Source organism: Mesorhizobium sp. ArgA1, assembly GCF_053714375.1.
In genome coordinates, this window is record NZ_JBSKBQ010000009.1 from 148,859 (window position 1) to 163,405 (window position 14,547).

A 14,547-nucleotide genomic window follows, 5' to 3' on the forward strand; every position below is an offset into this window, starting at 1 on the left:
CCCGCCTCCCTAGTCAAAGCTTCGCCGACGAGCGTATTCTAGTACTTCTTTGATTGCGAGCGTGCTCGGCCCCTCGGGGCAGTGGGGTCAATGCAACCACGTACCCCTCGGCACTTACTTTGCGTTCAGTTCCACCATGTAAGGCTTCGCACTCCCGGGAGGCCGTACGTCAATGCTGGACAATTATGAGATCGATCGGTTTGGCGTGATCCATCAGATCGATGTCACGCCGATCAAGTACGACAAGAAATACATGTCCTACTACGAGGATCTGAGCGACCGCACCATCAAGCTCGGCTATCAGCGGCTTGGCTGGGTGCTGGGCATCACCGGTGAAATACCGCGGTCCGTGCTGGAGATCGGCTATGGTACCGGCACGTTTATCGAAGCCGCGAAGATTACCGGGGTTGCCGATTGCGCCGGCTGCGACGTCACCAGATTTCCGCTGCCCAAGGGCGTGCGCTTTGTCGACTGGGATGAGGCGCTCGCCGGCTCGTGGGACCTCGTCGCCATGTTCGACGTGCTCGAGCACATTCCTGACCTGGGTTTCCTCGCCCGCCTTCAGACCCGTCATTTGGCCATCGCCGTGCCCTATTGCCGCTGGCGTGAGCTCGGCGCCGATGGCGACGCGTGGTTTGAGACGTGGCGCATGCGTCTGCCCAACGAGCATTTGCACCATTTCGACCCGGACTCGCTGGTGGCGCTGCTCGCGCACCATGGCTTTGAATGCGTGACGTTGAATGGCTTCGAGGACGGGATCAGGCTGCGGCCGGGCGAGGCGGGGCCGAATATTCTCTCGGGCTTTTTCAGGAAGCTATAGGCCGGGTTCTTCTGCGGCCACGGTCAGCCGTCACGCCTTCTGCCTGGTGAGCCGCTCCAGCGCATCCACAATCAGATCGCAGAATTTCGGATGGTCGAGCTTCATCGCCACGGTGTGGCGGAAGTCGGTCTGCTCGCTCGCCGAGCCTCCGAAATGGCGCATGCCGCCCATTTTCTCGAAATTGCAGACCGTCATGCCCTTGGTCCACCGTCCCGCGAGCTCGACGCGGATATCGGCTTTCTCGGTGGTGATGATGGTGGGATCGATCAGGGCCGCGACGCAGCATGCATCATGTATGGCGGGATACTCGATTTGCAGCAGGCCGCCATGGGTGGTCGCGATGAACTCCCATATATCGAGGATGAACTTGGCCATCGGGCCGCCGACGGCGCGCACCCTGTCCTGAAGATCCGGACTTGCCAGGGCCTGAGTCTGCGTCAGGTCGAGACCCACCATGGTGACGTCCCACTTGGCCCGGAACACCACGTCGGCTGCTTCCGGATCGCCATAGATGTTGAACTCCGCCGCGGGCGTGATGTTGCCCCTGGTATAGGCGCCGCCCATCGCGACGACCCCTTTCACCCGCTCGACGATGCGCGGGTCCTTGCGCACGGCAAGCGCGATGTTGGTATAGGGACCGACCGGCACCAGCGTGATCGTCTTCGGCTCATGCGCCATGACCGTGTCGATGATGAAGTCGACGGCGTGGCGCTTGTCGAGCTCGAACGAGGCCGGCGGCAGCACGGGGCCGTCGAGCCCGGTCTCGCCATGGATCTCGATGGCCAGCACCTGGTCGATGAGGAGCGGGCCGGGAGAGCCTTTCGCCACCGGCACCTTGATGCCATAGGCGGTGCAGACGGAAAGCGCGTTGCGCGTGGTGTTCTCGACATTGTGGTTGCCCGAAACCGTCGTGATGCCGAGGAGATCGATGTTTGGATTGCCTGCCGCCAGCAGGATGGCGATAGCATCATCATGCCCAGGGTCGCAGTCCAGGATGATCTTTTCCATGGTGGTACCTCCTCCCTCGACCGAGCTTGCCGGAACAAGAGACTGGCGTGTTTGCGTCGTCAAGGTTCTCTTCCTCGACAGATGTAGTGCCAACCCGCTCTGCCCGACGCCGGCAGCCTGGCCAGGTCGCGGGAGGGGCCTTGCTATTTCCAACGCCAGGCCGGAGGATGCCGGCATGAAGAAAGAATATTCAAAACCGACGCTCGTCCGCAAAGGCCGGCTGTCTGCCCGGACCGCCCAGCAAGCCCCATCCGGAGATTCGCAGGCTCCGGAATAAGAGCTAGCCAACGGCTGCTGAATCGACACGTCAGGCAAGCAAGCCAAGTGTTTGACATCGTTGGATGTGGGTTCTCTGGCCCTTCGTAGCGCCTCTCACATTCCCCAACTAATTTGCATACAAATGTTTCCGGCCGGCATCGCTACGTGAAGCGTTTCACCGTTGCCGCGTAATCGATCGGTTACATCAGCGGTTCAAGAGCCTGCCCGAGGCAACGCTCTGCTGCTGCATAGGGGTTACCGATGTTTGAAAGTCTCACCAGAATTCGCGCCGCCTTCGCGCGCGCCAGCAAGCACAGGAAGACCGTGCGGGCACTGAATGCGTTGCCGACGGAGATCCAGAAGGACATTGGCTGGACGGAGTCGAAGGCGATCGACGAGATAAGGCTGCCGTTCTAGGCGAGGCAGTGGTCGCAGCGCCGAAATCGCACAGGTGCGCAGCCCTCTGGCAAAGGGAAGGCGGGGTCGTCGCCCTCCGGTCGTGGAAGGCAATGTCCGGAAGAGCGGTGGAGTGCGCTTGCCGCCTGGTTCGCGACCTGACCGGCCACGAAGACGTCGAGCCGAATATCCTCGAGTGGATCACGCGCAAGTAGCGGCAGCGCTACCCCAGCCACCACCACAGCGCCGCGAGCACAAGCACGATCGCCGCGATCGACAGCCCCAGCATGATGTAGCTGCCCTTGATGATGTCGCGGATGATCTTCTTGACGCTTTCACGGTCGTTGAGGTTGGGGAAGGGCTCGTTGGGCAGCGGTACGCCGAGGAAGGCGCACAGCGGCGCCCAGCCTTCGCTGACCTTGAACACCAGGAGCTTTTCCGGTGGCACGGCGGCCTTCACCTCTTCAGTGTAGGCGTTGTAGCGGGCCACGGCCTTGGCGCGGTCGTCCATCACGCCGGCAAGCGTGCGGCCCCACACCAGCTTGTGCGACATGTCGCCGAATTTGCGGCCGAACGGCGTCAGCCATTCCAGTACCTTGAACTGCCACAGCGTCTCGGTGAAGTGGATGGTGTCGATGGTGCTGTCGTACCAGGCTTCGGCACCGCGCGGATGCAGGGTGAGCAGCACCTTGGCGTTGGGATACGCGGCCATCAATTCGCGCCACACGCAGCAGCCGGGATTGTCGACCGTCGCCTTGTAGTTGGCAAAGACCCGGTTCCAGTCATGCTGGCTGCCGGGCGGGCTGTTCGCCACCTTGCGCCAGAAGTCGAGATGGCCCTTGTTGGCCTTGTTGAGGATGACTTCCTGCATGTGGTAGCTGGGAAGGCCGAGCCTGTTCAACGCGGCAAAGGTCGACCATGTGCCGGTGCGGCCGAAGCCGGCCCCGATAAGCTCGAGTGTCATTTTGCATCCCCCTTTGGACCGGTTTCTTTTTGTTCGGCCCAGCCAGGAATGAGGTTGCATCCGCGCCTTTGGACGCGCAACAATTTTCCACGTTGAGCGATAAAAATGTCTCTGCTTTTTCGCCTGGGCCACGCGGAACGGCTTTCTGGCTATTCCAGCGGGTGAGGGAGCCTGATAATAGGTCAGCCAGATTGACCTAAATTCGCATGGCCGGAACGATCATGCCGGACCAGATGCCGTATCCCGGGAGGTGGGCTGATGAGTTTGATGGACCTGTTGGCGTCGCGCGCCTCGCGCATGAAGGCGTCGGAAATCCGCGAGCTGCTGAAACTGCTCGACCAGCCCGACATCATCTCCTTTGCCGGCGGCATTCCCGATCCGGCCTTGTTTCCCTCGCAGGCCATCGCCGATGCCTATGCCTCGGTGCTCGGCGGCCCGGATGCGGGCACAGCACTGCAATACCAGGTCTCGGAAGGCTATCTGCCGCTGCGGCGCTGGTTGGCCGGCCAGATGGGCAAGCTCGGCATCGGCTGCGACGAGCACAACATCTTCATCACCTCCGGCTCGCAACAGGCGCTGGATTATCTCGGCAAACTGTTTCTGTCGCCCGGCGACACCGCGCTGGTGACGTGGCCGACCTATCTCGGCGCGCTGCAGGCCTTCAATGCCTATGAGCCGCGCTACGACCGGCTGACGCCGGACGGCGGCAACATGACGCCGGCCGCCTACCAGGCGGCGGCTTCCGCTGCCGGCGGCAAGGTAAAGTTCGCCTATCTCGTGCCGGATTTCGCCAATCCGACCGGCGAGACGCTGAACCGCGCGCAACGCGAGGCGGTGCTCGATCTCGCTGGCGAGCTCGACATCGCCGTGATCGAGGACGCCGCCTATCGCGCGCTGCGCTATGACGGTGAGGGCGAGCCGCCGATCCTGGCGCTCGACTGCGAGCGCTCGGGCGGTATCGACAATGCCCGCACGCTCTATTGCGGTTCGTTCTCGAAGATTCTGTCGCCGGGCATGCGCGTCGGCTGGGTCTGCGCGCCTCGCCGCGTCGTCGAGCGCCTAGTGCTGATGAAGCAGGCGTCTGACCTGCACAGCCCCTCGATCAACCAGTTGGTCATGCACCGCGTCTCCGAGGCCGTGTATGACGGCCAGGTGGAAAAACTGATCGGCGCCTACCGCGGTCGCCGCGATGCTCTGCTTGCCGCGCTCGAAGCCGAAATGCCCGACGGTGTGAGCTGGAGCCGCCCTGAAGGCGGCATGTTCGTCTGGCTGACGCTGCCCGAAGGCGCGGACGCCACAGCGCTGCTCGCCCACTCGGTCAAGGAAGCCCGCGTCGCCTTCGTGCCGGGCAACGCCTTCCACGCCGACGGCTCGGGACGCAACACGATGCGGATGAGCTTTACCCTGGCCGACAGCAGAGCGGTGGGTGAGGGTGTGCCGCGACTGGCGAGGTTGATGGGGTAGCTAATCTCCCCCCTTGAGGGGGAGATGGCCGGCAGCCAGAAGGGGTCGCCGCGCACAGGGCGCCGACCCTTATCTACCCCAGCCTTCATTTGTTGTGGGGGCCGAGCCCGGTCGGACCGACCCCCTCTGTCGCCTTCGGCGACATCTCCCCCTCGAGGGGGGAGATCGACAGCTTCACTCCGCCGCCACCAATTTATCCTGCGTCTTGGTCTCGAAATCACTGGCGTCGTGGCGTTCGTGCAGCTGCATGGTCGGGTCGCCGAAGGCGCGGTTGACCATGCGGCCGCGCTGCACCGTCGGGCGGGCGTCGATCGCCTTGGCCCAGCGTTGCACGTGCTCATAGTCCTGCACCGACAGGAACTCGCCGGAGTCATTGTACATGCGGCCGAGCGCCAGCCCGCCATACCAGGGCCACACCGCCATGTCGGCGATCGAATAGCCGGCACCGCCGAGATATTCTGATACCGCCAGCCGCCGGTCGAGCACGTCGAGCTGGCGCTTGGTCTCCATGGAAAAGCGGTCGATGGCGTATTCGAATTTCTCCGGCGCATAGGCGTAGAAATGGCCGAAACCGCCGCCGAGATAGGGTGCCGAACCCATCTGCCAGAACAGCCACGACAACGTCTCGGCACGCGCCGGCTGTTCGGTCGGCAGGAACTCGCCGAACTTTTCCGCCAGGTACAGAAGGATCGAGCCGGACTCGAAGACGCGAACCGGCGTCTTGCCGCTGCGGTCCAGCAGCGCCGGGATCTTGGAATTGGGATTGATGTCGACGAAGCCCGAGCCGAACTGGTCGCCATCGTTGATGCGGATCAGCCAGGCGTCGTATTCGGCCCCCTTGTGGCCGAGCGCCAGCAGCTCCTCCAGCATGACAGTCACCTTGACGCCGTTCGGCGTCGCCAGCGAGTAGAGCTGCAGCGGATGCTTGCCCACCGGCAGCACCTTGTCATGCGTCGGCCCGGCGATCGGCCGATTGATGCTGGCGAACGTGCCGCCATTGGGTTTCTTCCAACTCCAGACTTTCGGCGGGGTGTATTCGGTCATGCGAGGAATTCCTTGGATTTGGCGGCGGCGGAACCGGCTTGCGCGACGGCGCGAGGTTGATGGCGGAAAAGTCGGCGGAACGTAGATACTGACAGAGATAGGTGCAATTCAGAAAGGTTCAACTTCCGTTGAACTATTATCAATGTCGGTGCCTTTTCCTTCGCCCCGTTCACGGGGAGAAGGTGCCCGAAGGGCGGATGAGGGGCAGCGCTGGCCTCTGAAAATGATGTCCGGAGATGATTGTCTCGACGCGCCCGGCCCTTCGCAAGGCTCCCAGCCCTTCGGGCGTTCAGCCCCTTCAAAAGGTCCACTGGACCTTTTGATCCGCCCGAAGGCGGACCGGGCCTTCACCGCTCGAAGCTCGAAAAGCCAAGCAATTGGCTTTTCGTTCGCTGCGCGAACCGCTCTCGCCCTTGCGCCTCGCCCATCGTGGCATACCTATAGAGGTAATCTCCGCCTGCCAGGATGGAAGCATGCCCGTTGATCCCCTTTCCCCGCTCTTGCGTTCGGTTGTCGCCGTGCGCGCCACGGTTCCCGACGACGCCTTCACGGCGAACGCCTTGGGCACGCGCCGGGAAGGCAGCGGTGTCGTTATCCGCGGTGACGGGCTGGTGCTCACCATCGGCTATCTCATCACCGAGGCCGAAGAAGTCTGGCTGACTGATCAGGATGGGCGCGTCGTGCCGGCGCACGCGCTGGCCTACGACCAGGAAACCGGCTTCGGCCTGGTGCAGGCGCTGGCGCCGCTCGGTCTGCCGGCAGTGGCGCTGGGCGACGCCGAAAAGGCCAAGGTCGGCGACCCCGTCGTGTTTGCCGACGGCACCGGCCGTTCGGTCAAGGCGCATATCGTCACCAAGCAGGAATTCGCCGGCTATTGGGAATATCTGCTCGACGAGGCGATCTTCATCGCGCCGGCGCATCCGTCCTGGGGCGGCGCGGCGCTGATCGGCCAGGACGGCAGCCTGCTCGGCATCGGCTCGCTGCTGTTGCAGATGAGCCGCAATGGTGAGGTCGCCGACATCAACATGGTCGTGCCGATCAACCTTCTGACGCCGATCCTCGACGACCTCCTGACGCGCGGCCAGGTGGCGAAGCCGCCACGGCCGTGGCTCGGCGCCTTCTCGGCCGAGTCGAACGGTGCTGTGATAGTGATGAGCGTTGCCGAAGGCGGCCCAGCCGCCAAGGCCGGCCTGCGTCAGGGCGACATCATCTCCGACGTGCGCGACGGCGAGGTCGACGGTCTTGCCGACTTCTACCGCAAGCTATGGCAGAACCCCGCCGGGTCGGAGATCCCGCTAAGGGTGGTGCGTGACGGCCGCGAAACCTGGCTACGTGTCAAATCCGCCGACCGCAACAGCTTTCTGAAGAAGCCGCATCTGCAGTGAATGAGTCGGCGCTAAAGCGCCGATCCACCTTCTCCCACAGGGGGAGAAGGGAAGGGGGGCCGATGCTTGGCCTGCGGAGGTCTGCTGACAGAAACCGGCATCGACCGCCGGTATATCAGGTGCGGCAACGAGGTGATGATGGCGCCGATCAAGGTCGATCCGGGCAAGGTTCGCGAATTCCCCGATCCGGAAAGCTTTTACGCCTGGCTACGGGCGAACCATGCCAGCGAGACCGAGGTCTGGATCAAGGTGCACAAGGTCGGCTCGGGCCTCGCCTCGATCACGCCCAAGCAAGCCATTGATGTCGTGCTGTGCTTCGGCTGGATCGATGCGGTGCGCAAGTCGCTCGACGACAAGAGCTTTCTGCAGCGCTACACGCCGCGCGGCAAAAAGAGCATCTGGAGCAAGATCAACATCGACAATGTCGCCCGCCTGGTCGAGGAGGGCCGGATGACCGAACACGGACTGAAACAGGTCGAGGCGGCCAAGGCCGACGGCCGCTGGGATCGCGCCTATGCCAGCGGCAAGGACATGAAGATCCCCGACGAATTGCAGACTGCCATCGATGCCGAACCCAAGGCGAAAGAGATGCTGGCGAAGCTTTCCGCCCAGAACCGCTTCGCGCTGGCGTTTCGAACCCACAACATGAAAACCGAGGCGGGCCGCAAGAAGAGGATCGAGGCTTTCGTCGAGATGCTGAAGCGCGGCGAGACGATCTATCCGCAAGGGAAGAAGTGACTGAGGACCGAGCGATGACCACCGCACTCCATTCCGGCAAGGTCGCACTCGTCACCGGCGGTAATCGCGGCATTGGCCTGGAGACCGGCCGACAGCTCGCGGCGCTTGGTTTCACCGTGCTGCTCGGCTCCCGCGATCTCGCCAAGGGCGAGGCGTCGGCAAGACAGCTAGGCGGCAAGGTGGAAGCGATCGCGCTGGATGTCGCAGCAGTCGATGCGGCAGCACTTGCCGCGGCCGAGGTTGAGCGCCGCTTCGGCCGGCTCGACGTGCTCGTGAACAATGCCGCCATCCACTACGATCCGCAGGCGCGGGCGCTCAAACCGGACTGGACTGTGATCCGCGAAGCCTTCGAGACCAATGTCTTCGGCGCCTGGCGCGTCGCGGCCGCCTGTGCGCCGCTGCTCAGTGCCCTCGGCCATGGCAGGTTGGTCAATGTCTCCTCCGAGGGCGGTTCGCTCGCTTCGATGGGCGCCGGCGCGCCGGCTTATTCGACGACCAAGGCGACGCTCAACGCGCTGACCTTGATCCTGGCGGCCGAATTGCGAGGCGCCGGTGTCCTGGTCAACGCCATCTGCCCCGGCTGGGTGGCGACCGACATGGGCGGTCCGGGCGGCCGCCCGGTAGCGCAAGGCGCAGCGGGCATCGTCTGGGCCGCCACCTTGCCGGATGACGGCCCGACTGGCGGCTTCTTCCGCGACGGCAAAAGATTGCCGTGGTGAAGAAGCCGCCGCGCACCCTGCGCCATGCTACCAAAATAGCATTCTCGCCTTGCGATATGTGATGCTAGGCTCCCGCTGCACCCAGGGCGGAGGAGCGCAAGAAGAGGAGTGGCGGGCGCGACCGCCCGAACTTTCAGCGAGAATCGGACAGAACTGTTGAACCATTGCGAGGCAACCGCGTTCCCCGTGGTTGCCATATGGGAGGAATTACCTGTGAAAGCATCCTATCTCGTTTCAGCCGCGCTGCTTGCGGCGACTGCGATGCCGGCGGCGGCCGGCGAAATTTCCGACGGCAAGGTCAAGATCGGCATCCTCAACGACCAGTCGGGTGTCTATGCCGATTTCGGCGGCAAATGGTCGGTCGAGGCCGCAAAGATGGCTGTCGAGGATTTTGGCGGCAAGGTGCAAGGCGCGCCGATCGAGATCGTCAACGCCGACCACCAGAACAAGCCCGACATCGCCTCCAATATCGCGCGCCAGTGGTACGACACCGAACAGGTCGACGCCATCATGGAGCTCACCACCTCGTCCGTCGCGCTCGCTGTGCAGGGGCTTTCCAAGGAAAAGAAGAAGATCGACATCGTCACCGGCGCCGCATCGGCGGATCTCACCGGCAAGCAGTGCTCGCCCTATGGCTTCCACTGGGTCTACGATACCCATTCCCAGGCGGTCGGCACCGGTGGCGCGCTGGTCCAGCAGGGCGGCGACAGCTGGTATTTCATCACCGTCGACTATGCCTTCGGCTATTCGCTGAAGGAGCAGACCACAAAGCTGGTTGAATCAAGCGGCGGCAAGGTGCTCGGCGAAGTGCGCTATCCCCTTGGCTCCACCGACTATTCCTCCTTCCTGCTGCAGGCGCAGTCCTCCGGCGCCAAGGTCGTCGGCCTTGCCAATGCCGGCCTCGACACCGCCAACTCGATCAAGCAGGCGGCCGAGTTCGGCATCGTCGCCGGCGGCCAGCGGCTGGCGGCACTTCTGTTCACCCTTGCCGAAGTGCATGGGCTCGGCCTGCAGGCGGCGCAGGGCGTCGTGCTGACCGAAGGTTTTTACTGGGACCGCGACGACAAGAGCCGCGACTTCGCCGACCGCTTCTTCAAGCGCACCAACCGCATGCCCAACATGGTCCAGGCCGGCACCTATTCGGCGGTTCTGCAATATCTGAAGGCCATCGACAAGGCCGGCACCGATGAGACCGAAGCTGTCGCCAAGCAGTTGCACGAACTGCCGGTCGAAGACGTCTTCACCGCCAACGGCAAGGTGCAGGCCGACGGCTCGATGGTGCACGACATGTATCTCTATCAGGTCAAGAAGCCTGAGGAGAGCAAGAAGGACTGGGACTACTACACCTACCTGGCGACCATTCCGGGCGACAAGGCCTTCATCAAGGCCGAAGACAGCGGTTGCCCGCTCGTCACCAAGTGACGCTGGAGACCGCAGCCGCCGTCCGCGCGGACGGCAAAGAGCAGATGCCGCGGGTGGTGCTTTCCGCCCGCGGTCTCAGGCGCGACTTTGCCGGTTTCATCGCCGTCAACAATGTCGACCTCGACGTCCACCACGGCCAGATCCATGCGCTGATCGGGCCGAACGGTGCCGGCAAGACGACGATCTTCAACCTGTTGACCAAATTCCTGCAGCCGAGCAGCGGCAGGATCGAACTGCTCGGCAACGACATCACCCGCACCGCGCCGGCCAAGGTGGCGCGCATGGGCCTCGTCCGCTCGTTCCAGATCTCGGCGATCTTTCCGCACCTCAGCGTGCTGGACAATGTGCGCGTCGCCCTGCAGCGGCCGAGCGGGCTGGGTTTCCAGTTCTGGCGCTCGCTGTCAGCGCTCGACGAACTCACGCCACGGGCGCGCGAACTGCTCGCCATCGTCGGCCTCGACGATGTCGCGCATCGTCTGGCCGGCGATCTCTCCTATGGCAGGAAGCGCGTGCTCGAGATCGCCACCACGCTGGCGCTCGATCCGAAGGTGCTGCTGCTCGACGAGCCGATGGCCGGCATGGGGCACGAGGATGTCGGCGCCATCTCCGGCATCATCCGCTCGCTGGCCAGGGAACGCGCCGTGCTGATGGTCGAGCACAATCTCACCGTCGTTGCCGATCTCTGCGACTGGATCACGGTTATGCAGCGCGGCCAGGTGCTCGCCGCCGGCGACTATGCGACCGTCAGCAGCGACGAGCGTGTCCGCGTCGCTTACATGGGGACCGAGCATGAGGACCGGGCATGAGTGAGCCGCTGCTGGCCGTGCGCGATCTGCACGCCTGGTATGGCGAGGGCCATGCCCTGCATGGCGTCGATCTTGACGTCTTCCGTGGCGAGACGGTGACGCTGCTCGGCCGCAACGGCGTCGGCAAGACCACCACGCTGCGCGCCATCATGGGGCTGGTACGCAAGCGCAGCGGCAGCGTCACCTTCGACGGCAGCGACCTGATGCGCCTGCCATTGCATCGTGTTGCCCATAAGGGCCTGGGCTTCGTGCCGGAAGAGCGCGGCATCTTCGCCACGCTCACCGTCGACGAGAATTTGATCCTGCCGCCGGTGGTGGCCAAGGGCGGCATGAGCGTCGAGGAAATCTTCGATCTCTTCCCCAACCTCAAGGAGCGTCGCAACAGCCCCGGGACAAAGCTCTCCGGCGGCGAACAGCAGATGCTGGCCATTGCCCGCATCCTGCGGACCGGCGTGCAGATGCTGCTGCTCGACGAGCCGACCGAGGGCCTGGCGCCGGTCATCGTCCAGCGCATCGGCGAATTGCTGGCGACCTTGAAAACGCGCGGCATGACCATCCTGCTGGTCGAGCAGAATTTCCGCTTCGCCGCCCGCATCGCCGACCGCTTCTATCTGATGGAGCATGGCAAGGTGGAGGAGGGTTTTGCCGTAAGCGAGCTTTCCGCTCACACCGAACAGCTGCACGAGGTGCTTGGGGTATGACGCCATGACGATGATCTTCGGCATCCCCGTCCAGGCCTTGCTCGGGCAGATGCTGGTCGGGCTGATCAACGGCTCCTTCTATGCCATGCTCAGCCTTGGACTGGCCGTTATCTTCGGCCTCTTGCGCATCATCAATTTCGCCCATGGCGCGCTCTACATGTTCGGCGCCTTCATCGGCTATCTGATGCTCGTTCATCTCGGCATCGGCTACTGGCCGGCGCTGGTCCTGGTGCCGCTCGTCGTCGGTGTATTCGGCATGGCGGTGGAGCGCCTGGCGCTGTCGCGGCTTTACCGTCTCGATCCGCTCTACGGCCTGCTCTTCACCTTCGGCCTGGCGCTGGTCATCGAAGGCGTGTTCCGCTTCTACTACGGTGTGTCAGGCAATCCCTACGCCGTGCCGTCGCAACTCGCCGGCGGCACCAATCTCGGCTTCATGTTCCTGCCCAACTATCGCGGCTGGGTGGTGGTGGCTTCGCTCATCGTCTGCATCGGCACCTGGCTGCTGATCGAAAAGACCAGGCTCGGCTCCTACCTGCGCGCCGCAACCGAGAACCCGGAGCTGGTGCAAGCCTTCGGCGTCAACGTGCCATTGCTGCTCACGCTCACCTACGGGCTGGGCGCGGCCCTTGCCGGGCTCGCCGGCATCCTCGCAGCACCCGTCTACCAGGTCAGCCCACTGATGGGCTCGGATCTCATCATCGTCGTCTTCGCCGTCGTCGTGGTCGGCGGCATGGGCTCGATCCTCGGCGCCATCGTCACCGGCTACATGCTCGGCCTCGCCGAAGGCCTGACCAAGGTGTTCTATCCCGAGGCATCGAACCTCGTCGTCTTCGTCATCATGGCGATCGTGCTGCTCTTGCGCCCCGCGGGCCTGTTTGGAAGGGATGCCTGAGATGAGCGAGGCGACCCTCCACGAACAGCGTACCGCCGCTTCCGTTCGGCTTGAACGGGTACTGATAGCATTGGCCATACTGGCGCTCATCGCCGCGCCCTTCTTCGTCTACCCCATCTTCCTGATGAAGATGCTGTGCTTCGCGCTGTTTGCCTGTGCCTTCAACCTGTTGCTCGGCTACACCGGGCTGTTGTCCTTCGGCCACGCCACCTTCTACGGCGCCGCCGCCTATTTCTGTGCCTACGCCGTCAAGGCATGGGGCTGGCCACCGGAAGCCGGCATCCTGCTCGGCACCGCCGGCGCGGCTGTGCTCGGGCTGGTCATGGGCTTCCTCGCCATCCGCCGGCAGGGCATCTATTTCTCGATGATCACCCTGGCGCTGGCGCAGATGTTTTATTTCTTCTGTGTCCAGGCGCCGTTCACTGAAGGCGAGGACGGCATCCAGGGCGTGCCGCGCGGCACGCTGTTCGGCGTCGTCGATCTCAACGTCACGCTCAACATGTACTTTTTCGTGCTCGCCGTTTTCCTCCTCGGCGTCTTCGCCGTCTGGCGCATCGTCAACTCGCCCTTCGGCATGATCCTGCGCTCGATCCGCGAGAACGAGAACCGCGCCATTTCGCTGGGCTATTCGGTCGGCCGCTACAAGCTCGCCGCCTTCGTCATGTCGGCAGCGCTCGCCGGGCTTGCCGGCGCGACCAAGGCAATCGTCTTCCAGTTCGCCACGCTCACGGACGTCACCTGGCAGATGTCGGGCGAGGTGATCCTGATGACGCTGCTTGGCGGCATCGGCACCATGGTCGGTCCGGTGGTCGGCGCCGGCCTCGTCGTCGGCCTGGAAAACACGCTCGCCACCTCGGGGTTTCCGGTCACCATCGCCACCGGCCTGATCTTCATGATCTGCGTGCTGGTCTTTCGCCGCGGCATCGTCGGCGAAATCTACGCGCGGTGGCTGGCGCCAGCTGACGGCGGCCGCGCTCAATAGGTAATGGTCACCACCACCGTGTCGGTGTAGACGCCGGCAGAGGGCGTTGTCTGCGGCGGCACGCGGCCGTAGACGGTGAGGGGCTGCGCGATGCCGGTGCCGGTGCCGGCGACCGTGCTTCCCGGCGTTCCTGCGTCGCCCCAGGGCTGCGAGCGGGCGTTGTCCTTGTAGAGGCCGTAGGTTACCCGCTCGGCCCCCTTCGACATCTTGCGGGTGGTCGGTGTGCCGCCGGTGGTGCCGCCATTGAGCGAGACCGTATAGGCGGTGGACGGGGTGCAGGTGACCGAAACCTGGCCGGTGGCGTCGACATTGGCGTCGAGCACGCCCTTGGAGCCGAAATCGATGTTCTGGGTGGTGACCAGGCAGTTGGCCGCAACCGTGGCGTTGATGGTGAAGGTCGGGGAGGCGGCCAGGGTGCCCAAGCCGGTGTCGCAATTGCTGCCCAGCAGGGTTGTCCGGTAGCGGAACTCGACCGGCCCGGTCGAAAACGTCGACAGATAGGTCCCGGGCGGAACGGTTGCCTGGCCGCCGGGAACCCGGCCATAGAGCGTCAAGGTGCCGGATGAGTTGCCCAGGATACTGGGGCTCAGTAGCAGCGGCGGTGGGCGCGAGGCATAGGCCCAGGCATAGGAGCCCCAGACGACGCTCATCGCCGGGTCCGAATAGATCTGGTAGTCGAGGCTGTTGGCGCCGCTCAGCATCTGCCTTGCTGCCGCCGAGGTTGCGCCGCCGGTGCCGGCGGCGAGATGCGGACAGACGAGGATGGGCAGCAGCAATGGCAAGCTGCCGCTGCAGGTCACGCTGAGGGTGGCCGTCGATGTCGCCGCGCTGCCCGACAGCGTGTCGACGGCGCCGAAATTCATGTTGGTGACGGTAAAGCTGCAGCTTTGCGCCAGGGCAAGCGACGGCAGCAGCGTCAGGAAGGCGACGAGTGCGGCGCGCAGCATC

15 protein-coding genes are annotated in these 14,547 nt (G+C 63.9%); 11 read left to right on the forward strand and 4 right to left on the reverse strand.

Annotated elements, in window-relative coordinates; translation table 11 throughout:
• Positions 1-172: 172 nt before the first annotated feature.
• Complete coding sequence (locus tag ACWGTI_RS20235) at positions 173-820, forward strand: class I SAM-dependent methyltransferase (RefSeq protein ID WP_454588742.1); 648 nt, start codon at positions 173-175, stop codon at positions 818-820.
• Positions 821-850: 30 nt separating this feature from the next.
• On the opposite strand, the gene ACWGTI_RS20240 is transcribed toward ACWGTI_RS20235, so the two are convergent.
• Positions 851-1,828 carry a nucleoside hydrolase gene (locus ACWGTI_RS20240; RefSeq protein WP_454588743.1) on the reverse strand — a complete coding sequence of 326 codons (978 nt, stop codon included), beginning with the start codon at positions 1,826-1,828 and terminating at the stop codon, positions 851-853.
• Between the two features lie 519 nt (positions 1,829-2,347).
• Between ACWGTI_RS20240 and ACWGTI_RS20245 the strand changes: the two genes are divergently transcribed.
• Complete coding sequence (locus ACWGTI_RS20245) at positions 2,348-2,503, forward strand: DUF1127 domain-containing protein (RefSeq protein ID WP_181060164.1); 156 nt, start codon at positions 2,348-2,350, stop codon at positions 2,501-2,503.
• 202 nt (positions 2,504-2,705) lie between these two features.
• On the opposite strand, the gene ACWGTI_RS20250 is transcribed toward ACWGTI_RS20245, so the two are convergent.
• Complete coding sequence (locus ACWGTI_RS20250; RefSeq protein ID WP_454588744.1) at positions 2,706-3,446, reverse strand: sulfotransferase family protein; 741 nt, start codon at positions 3,444-3,446, stop codon at positions 2,706-2,708.
• Positions 3,447-3,701: 255 nt separating this feature from the next.
• Here ACWGTI_RS20250 and ACWGTI_RS20255 point away from each other — a divergent pair, with 255 nt between their 5' ends.
• Positions 3,702-4,910, forward strand: coding sequence for an aminotransferase-like domain-containing protein (locus ACWGTI_RS20255; RefSeq protein WP_454588835.1), 1,209 nt, complete (start codon positions 3,702-3,704; stop codon positions 4,908-4,910).
• Between the two features lie 174 nt (positions 4,911-5,084).
• Here the strand turns inward: ACWGTI_RS20255 and yghU are convergent, their stop codons facing one another.
• On the reverse strand, positions 5,085-5,954 hold the full coding sequence (gene yghU, locus ACWGTI_RS20260) for a glutathione-dependent disulfide-bond oxidoreductase (RefSeq protein WP_454588745.1): 870 nt from the start codon (positions 5,952-5,954) through the stop codon (positions 5,085-5,087).
• A 473-nt stretch (positions 5,955-6,427) separates the two neighbouring features.
• Between yghU and ACWGTI_RS20265 the strand changes: the two genes are divergently transcribed.
• The 8 genes from ACWGTI_RS20265 (at position 6,428) to ACWGTI_RS20300 (ending at position 13,599) form a co-directional block, all read left to right on the forward strand.
• Positions 6,428-7,339, forward strand: coding sequence for a S1C family serine protease (locus ACWGTI_RS20265; RefSeq protein WP_454588746.1), 912 nt, complete (start codon positions 6,428-6,430; stop codon positions 7,337-7,339).
• Between the two features lie 138 nt (positions 7,340-7,477).
• Positions 7,478-8,077: a YdeI/OmpD-associated family protein gene (locus ACWGTI_RS20270; RefSeq protein ID WP_454588836.1), complete on the forward strand. Its 600-nt coding sequence runs from the start codon at positions 7,478-7,480 to the stop codon at positions 8,075-8,077.
• A 14-nt stretch (positions 8,078-8,091) separates the two neighbouring features.
• On the forward strand, positions 8,092-8,796 hold the full coding sequence (locus tag ACWGTI_RS20275) for an SDR family NAD(P)-dependent oxidoreductase (RefSeq protein WP_454588747.1): 705 nt from the start codon (positions 8,092-8,094) through the stop codon (positions 8,794-8,796).
• A gap of 213 nt (positions 8,797-9,009) precedes the next feature.
• Positions 9,010-10,218, forward strand: a complete 1,209-nt coding sequence (locus ACWGTI_RS20280) for an ABC transporter substrate-binding protein (RefSeq protein WP_454588748.1) — start codon at positions 9,010-9,012, stop codon at positions 10,216-10,218.
• A 44-nt stretch (positions 10,219-10,262) separates the two neighbouring features.
• The gene (locus ACWGTI_RS20285) at positions 10,263-11,024 is read left to right on the forward strand and encodes an ABC transporter ATP-binding protein (protein ID WP_454588837.1); all 762 of its coding nucleotides are present in this window, start codon (positions 10,263-10,265) and stop codon (positions 11,022-11,024) included.
• A complete protein-coding gene (locus tag ACWGTI_RS20290) occupies positions 11,021-11,725 on the forward strand; it encodes an ABC transporter ATP-binding protein (RefSeq protein WP_454588749.1) in 705 nt (234 codons plus the stop codon). Before ACWGTI_RS20285 ends, ACWGTI_RS20290 begins: the two co-directional genes overlap by 4 nt.
• A 4-nt stretch (positions 11,726-11,729) precedes the next feature.
• Complete coding sequence (locus ACWGTI_RS20295) at positions 11,730-12,617, forward strand: branched-chain amino acid ABC transporter permease (protein ID WP_112566970.1); 888 nt, start codon at positions 11,730-11,732, stop codon at positions 12,615-12,617.
• Between the two features lies 1 nt (position 12,618).
• Positions 12,619-13,599 (forward strand): branched-chain amino acid ABC transporter permease, encoded by a 981-nt coding sequence (locus ACWGTI_RS20300; protein ID WP_454588750.1) that lies wholly within the window; start codon positions 12,619-12,621, stop codon positions 13,597-13,599.
• Here ACWGTI_RS20300 and ACWGTI_RS20305 read toward each other — a convergent pair.
• Positions 13,593-14,546 carry a Csu type fimbrial protein gene (locus ACWGTI_RS20305; RefSeq protein WP_454588838.1) on the reverse strand — a complete coding sequence of 318 codons (954 nt, stop codon included), beginning with the start codon at positions 14,544-14,546 and terminating at the stop codon, positions 13,593-13,595. The genes ACWGTI_RS20300 and ACWGTI_RS20305 overlap by 7 nt on opposite strands.
• Between the last annotated feature and the right edge of the window lies 1 nt (position 14,547).

Coding starts and splice junctions, on each gene's coding strand:
- ACWGTI_RS20235 (WP_454588742.1), top strand. CDS start 173: ATGCTGGACAATTATGAGATCGATCGGTTTGGCGTGATCCATCAGATC.
- ACWGTI_RS20240 (WP_454588743.1), bottom strand. CDS start 1,828: ATGGAAAAGATCATCCTGGACTGCGACCCTGGGCATGATGATGCTATC.
- ACWGTI_RS20245 (WP_181060164.1), top strand. CDS start 2,348: ATGTTTGAAAGTCTCACCAGAATTCGCGCCGCCTTCGCGCGCGCCAGC.
- ACWGTI_RS20250 (WP_454588744.1), bottom strand. CDS start 3,446: ATGACACTCGAGCTTATCGGGGCCGGCTTCGGCCGCACCGGCACATGG.
- yghU (WP_454588745.1), bottom strand. CDS start 5,954: ATGACCGAATACACCCCGCCGAAAGTCTGGAGTTGGAAGAAACCCAAT.
- ACWGTI_RS20265 (WP_454588746.1), top strand. CDS start 6,428: ATGCCCGTTGATCCCCTTTCCCCGCTCTTGCGTTCGGTTGTCGCCGTG.
- ACWGTI_RS20270 (WP_454588836.1), top strand. CDS start 7,478: ATGGCGCCGATCAAGGTCGATCCGGGCAAGGTTCGCGAATTCCCCGAT.
- ACWGTI_RS20275 (WP_454588747.1), top strand. CDS start 8,092: ATGACCACCGCACTCCATTCCGGCAAGGTCGCACTCGTCACCGGCGGT.
- ACWGTI_RS20285 (WP_454588837.1), top strand. CDS start 10,263: ATGCCGCGGGTGGTGCTTTCCGCCCGCGGTCTCAGGCGCGACTTTGCC.
- ACWGTI_RS20290 (WP_454588749.1), top strand. CDS start 11,021: ATGAGTGAGCCGCTGCTGGCCGTGCGCGATCTGCACGCCTGGTATGGC.
- ACWGTI_RS20295 (WP_112566970.1), top strand. CDS start 11,730: ATGACGATGATCTTCGGCATCCCCGTCCAGGCCTTGCTCGGGCAGATG.
- ACWGTI_RS20300 (WP_454588750.1), top strand. CDS start 12,619: ATGAGCGAGGCGACCCTCCACGAACAGCGTACCGCCGCTTCCGTTCGG.
- ACWGTI_RS20305 (WP_454588838.1), bottom strand. CDS start 14,546: ATGCTGCGCGCCGCACTCGTCGCCTTCCTGACGCTGCTGCCGTCGCTT.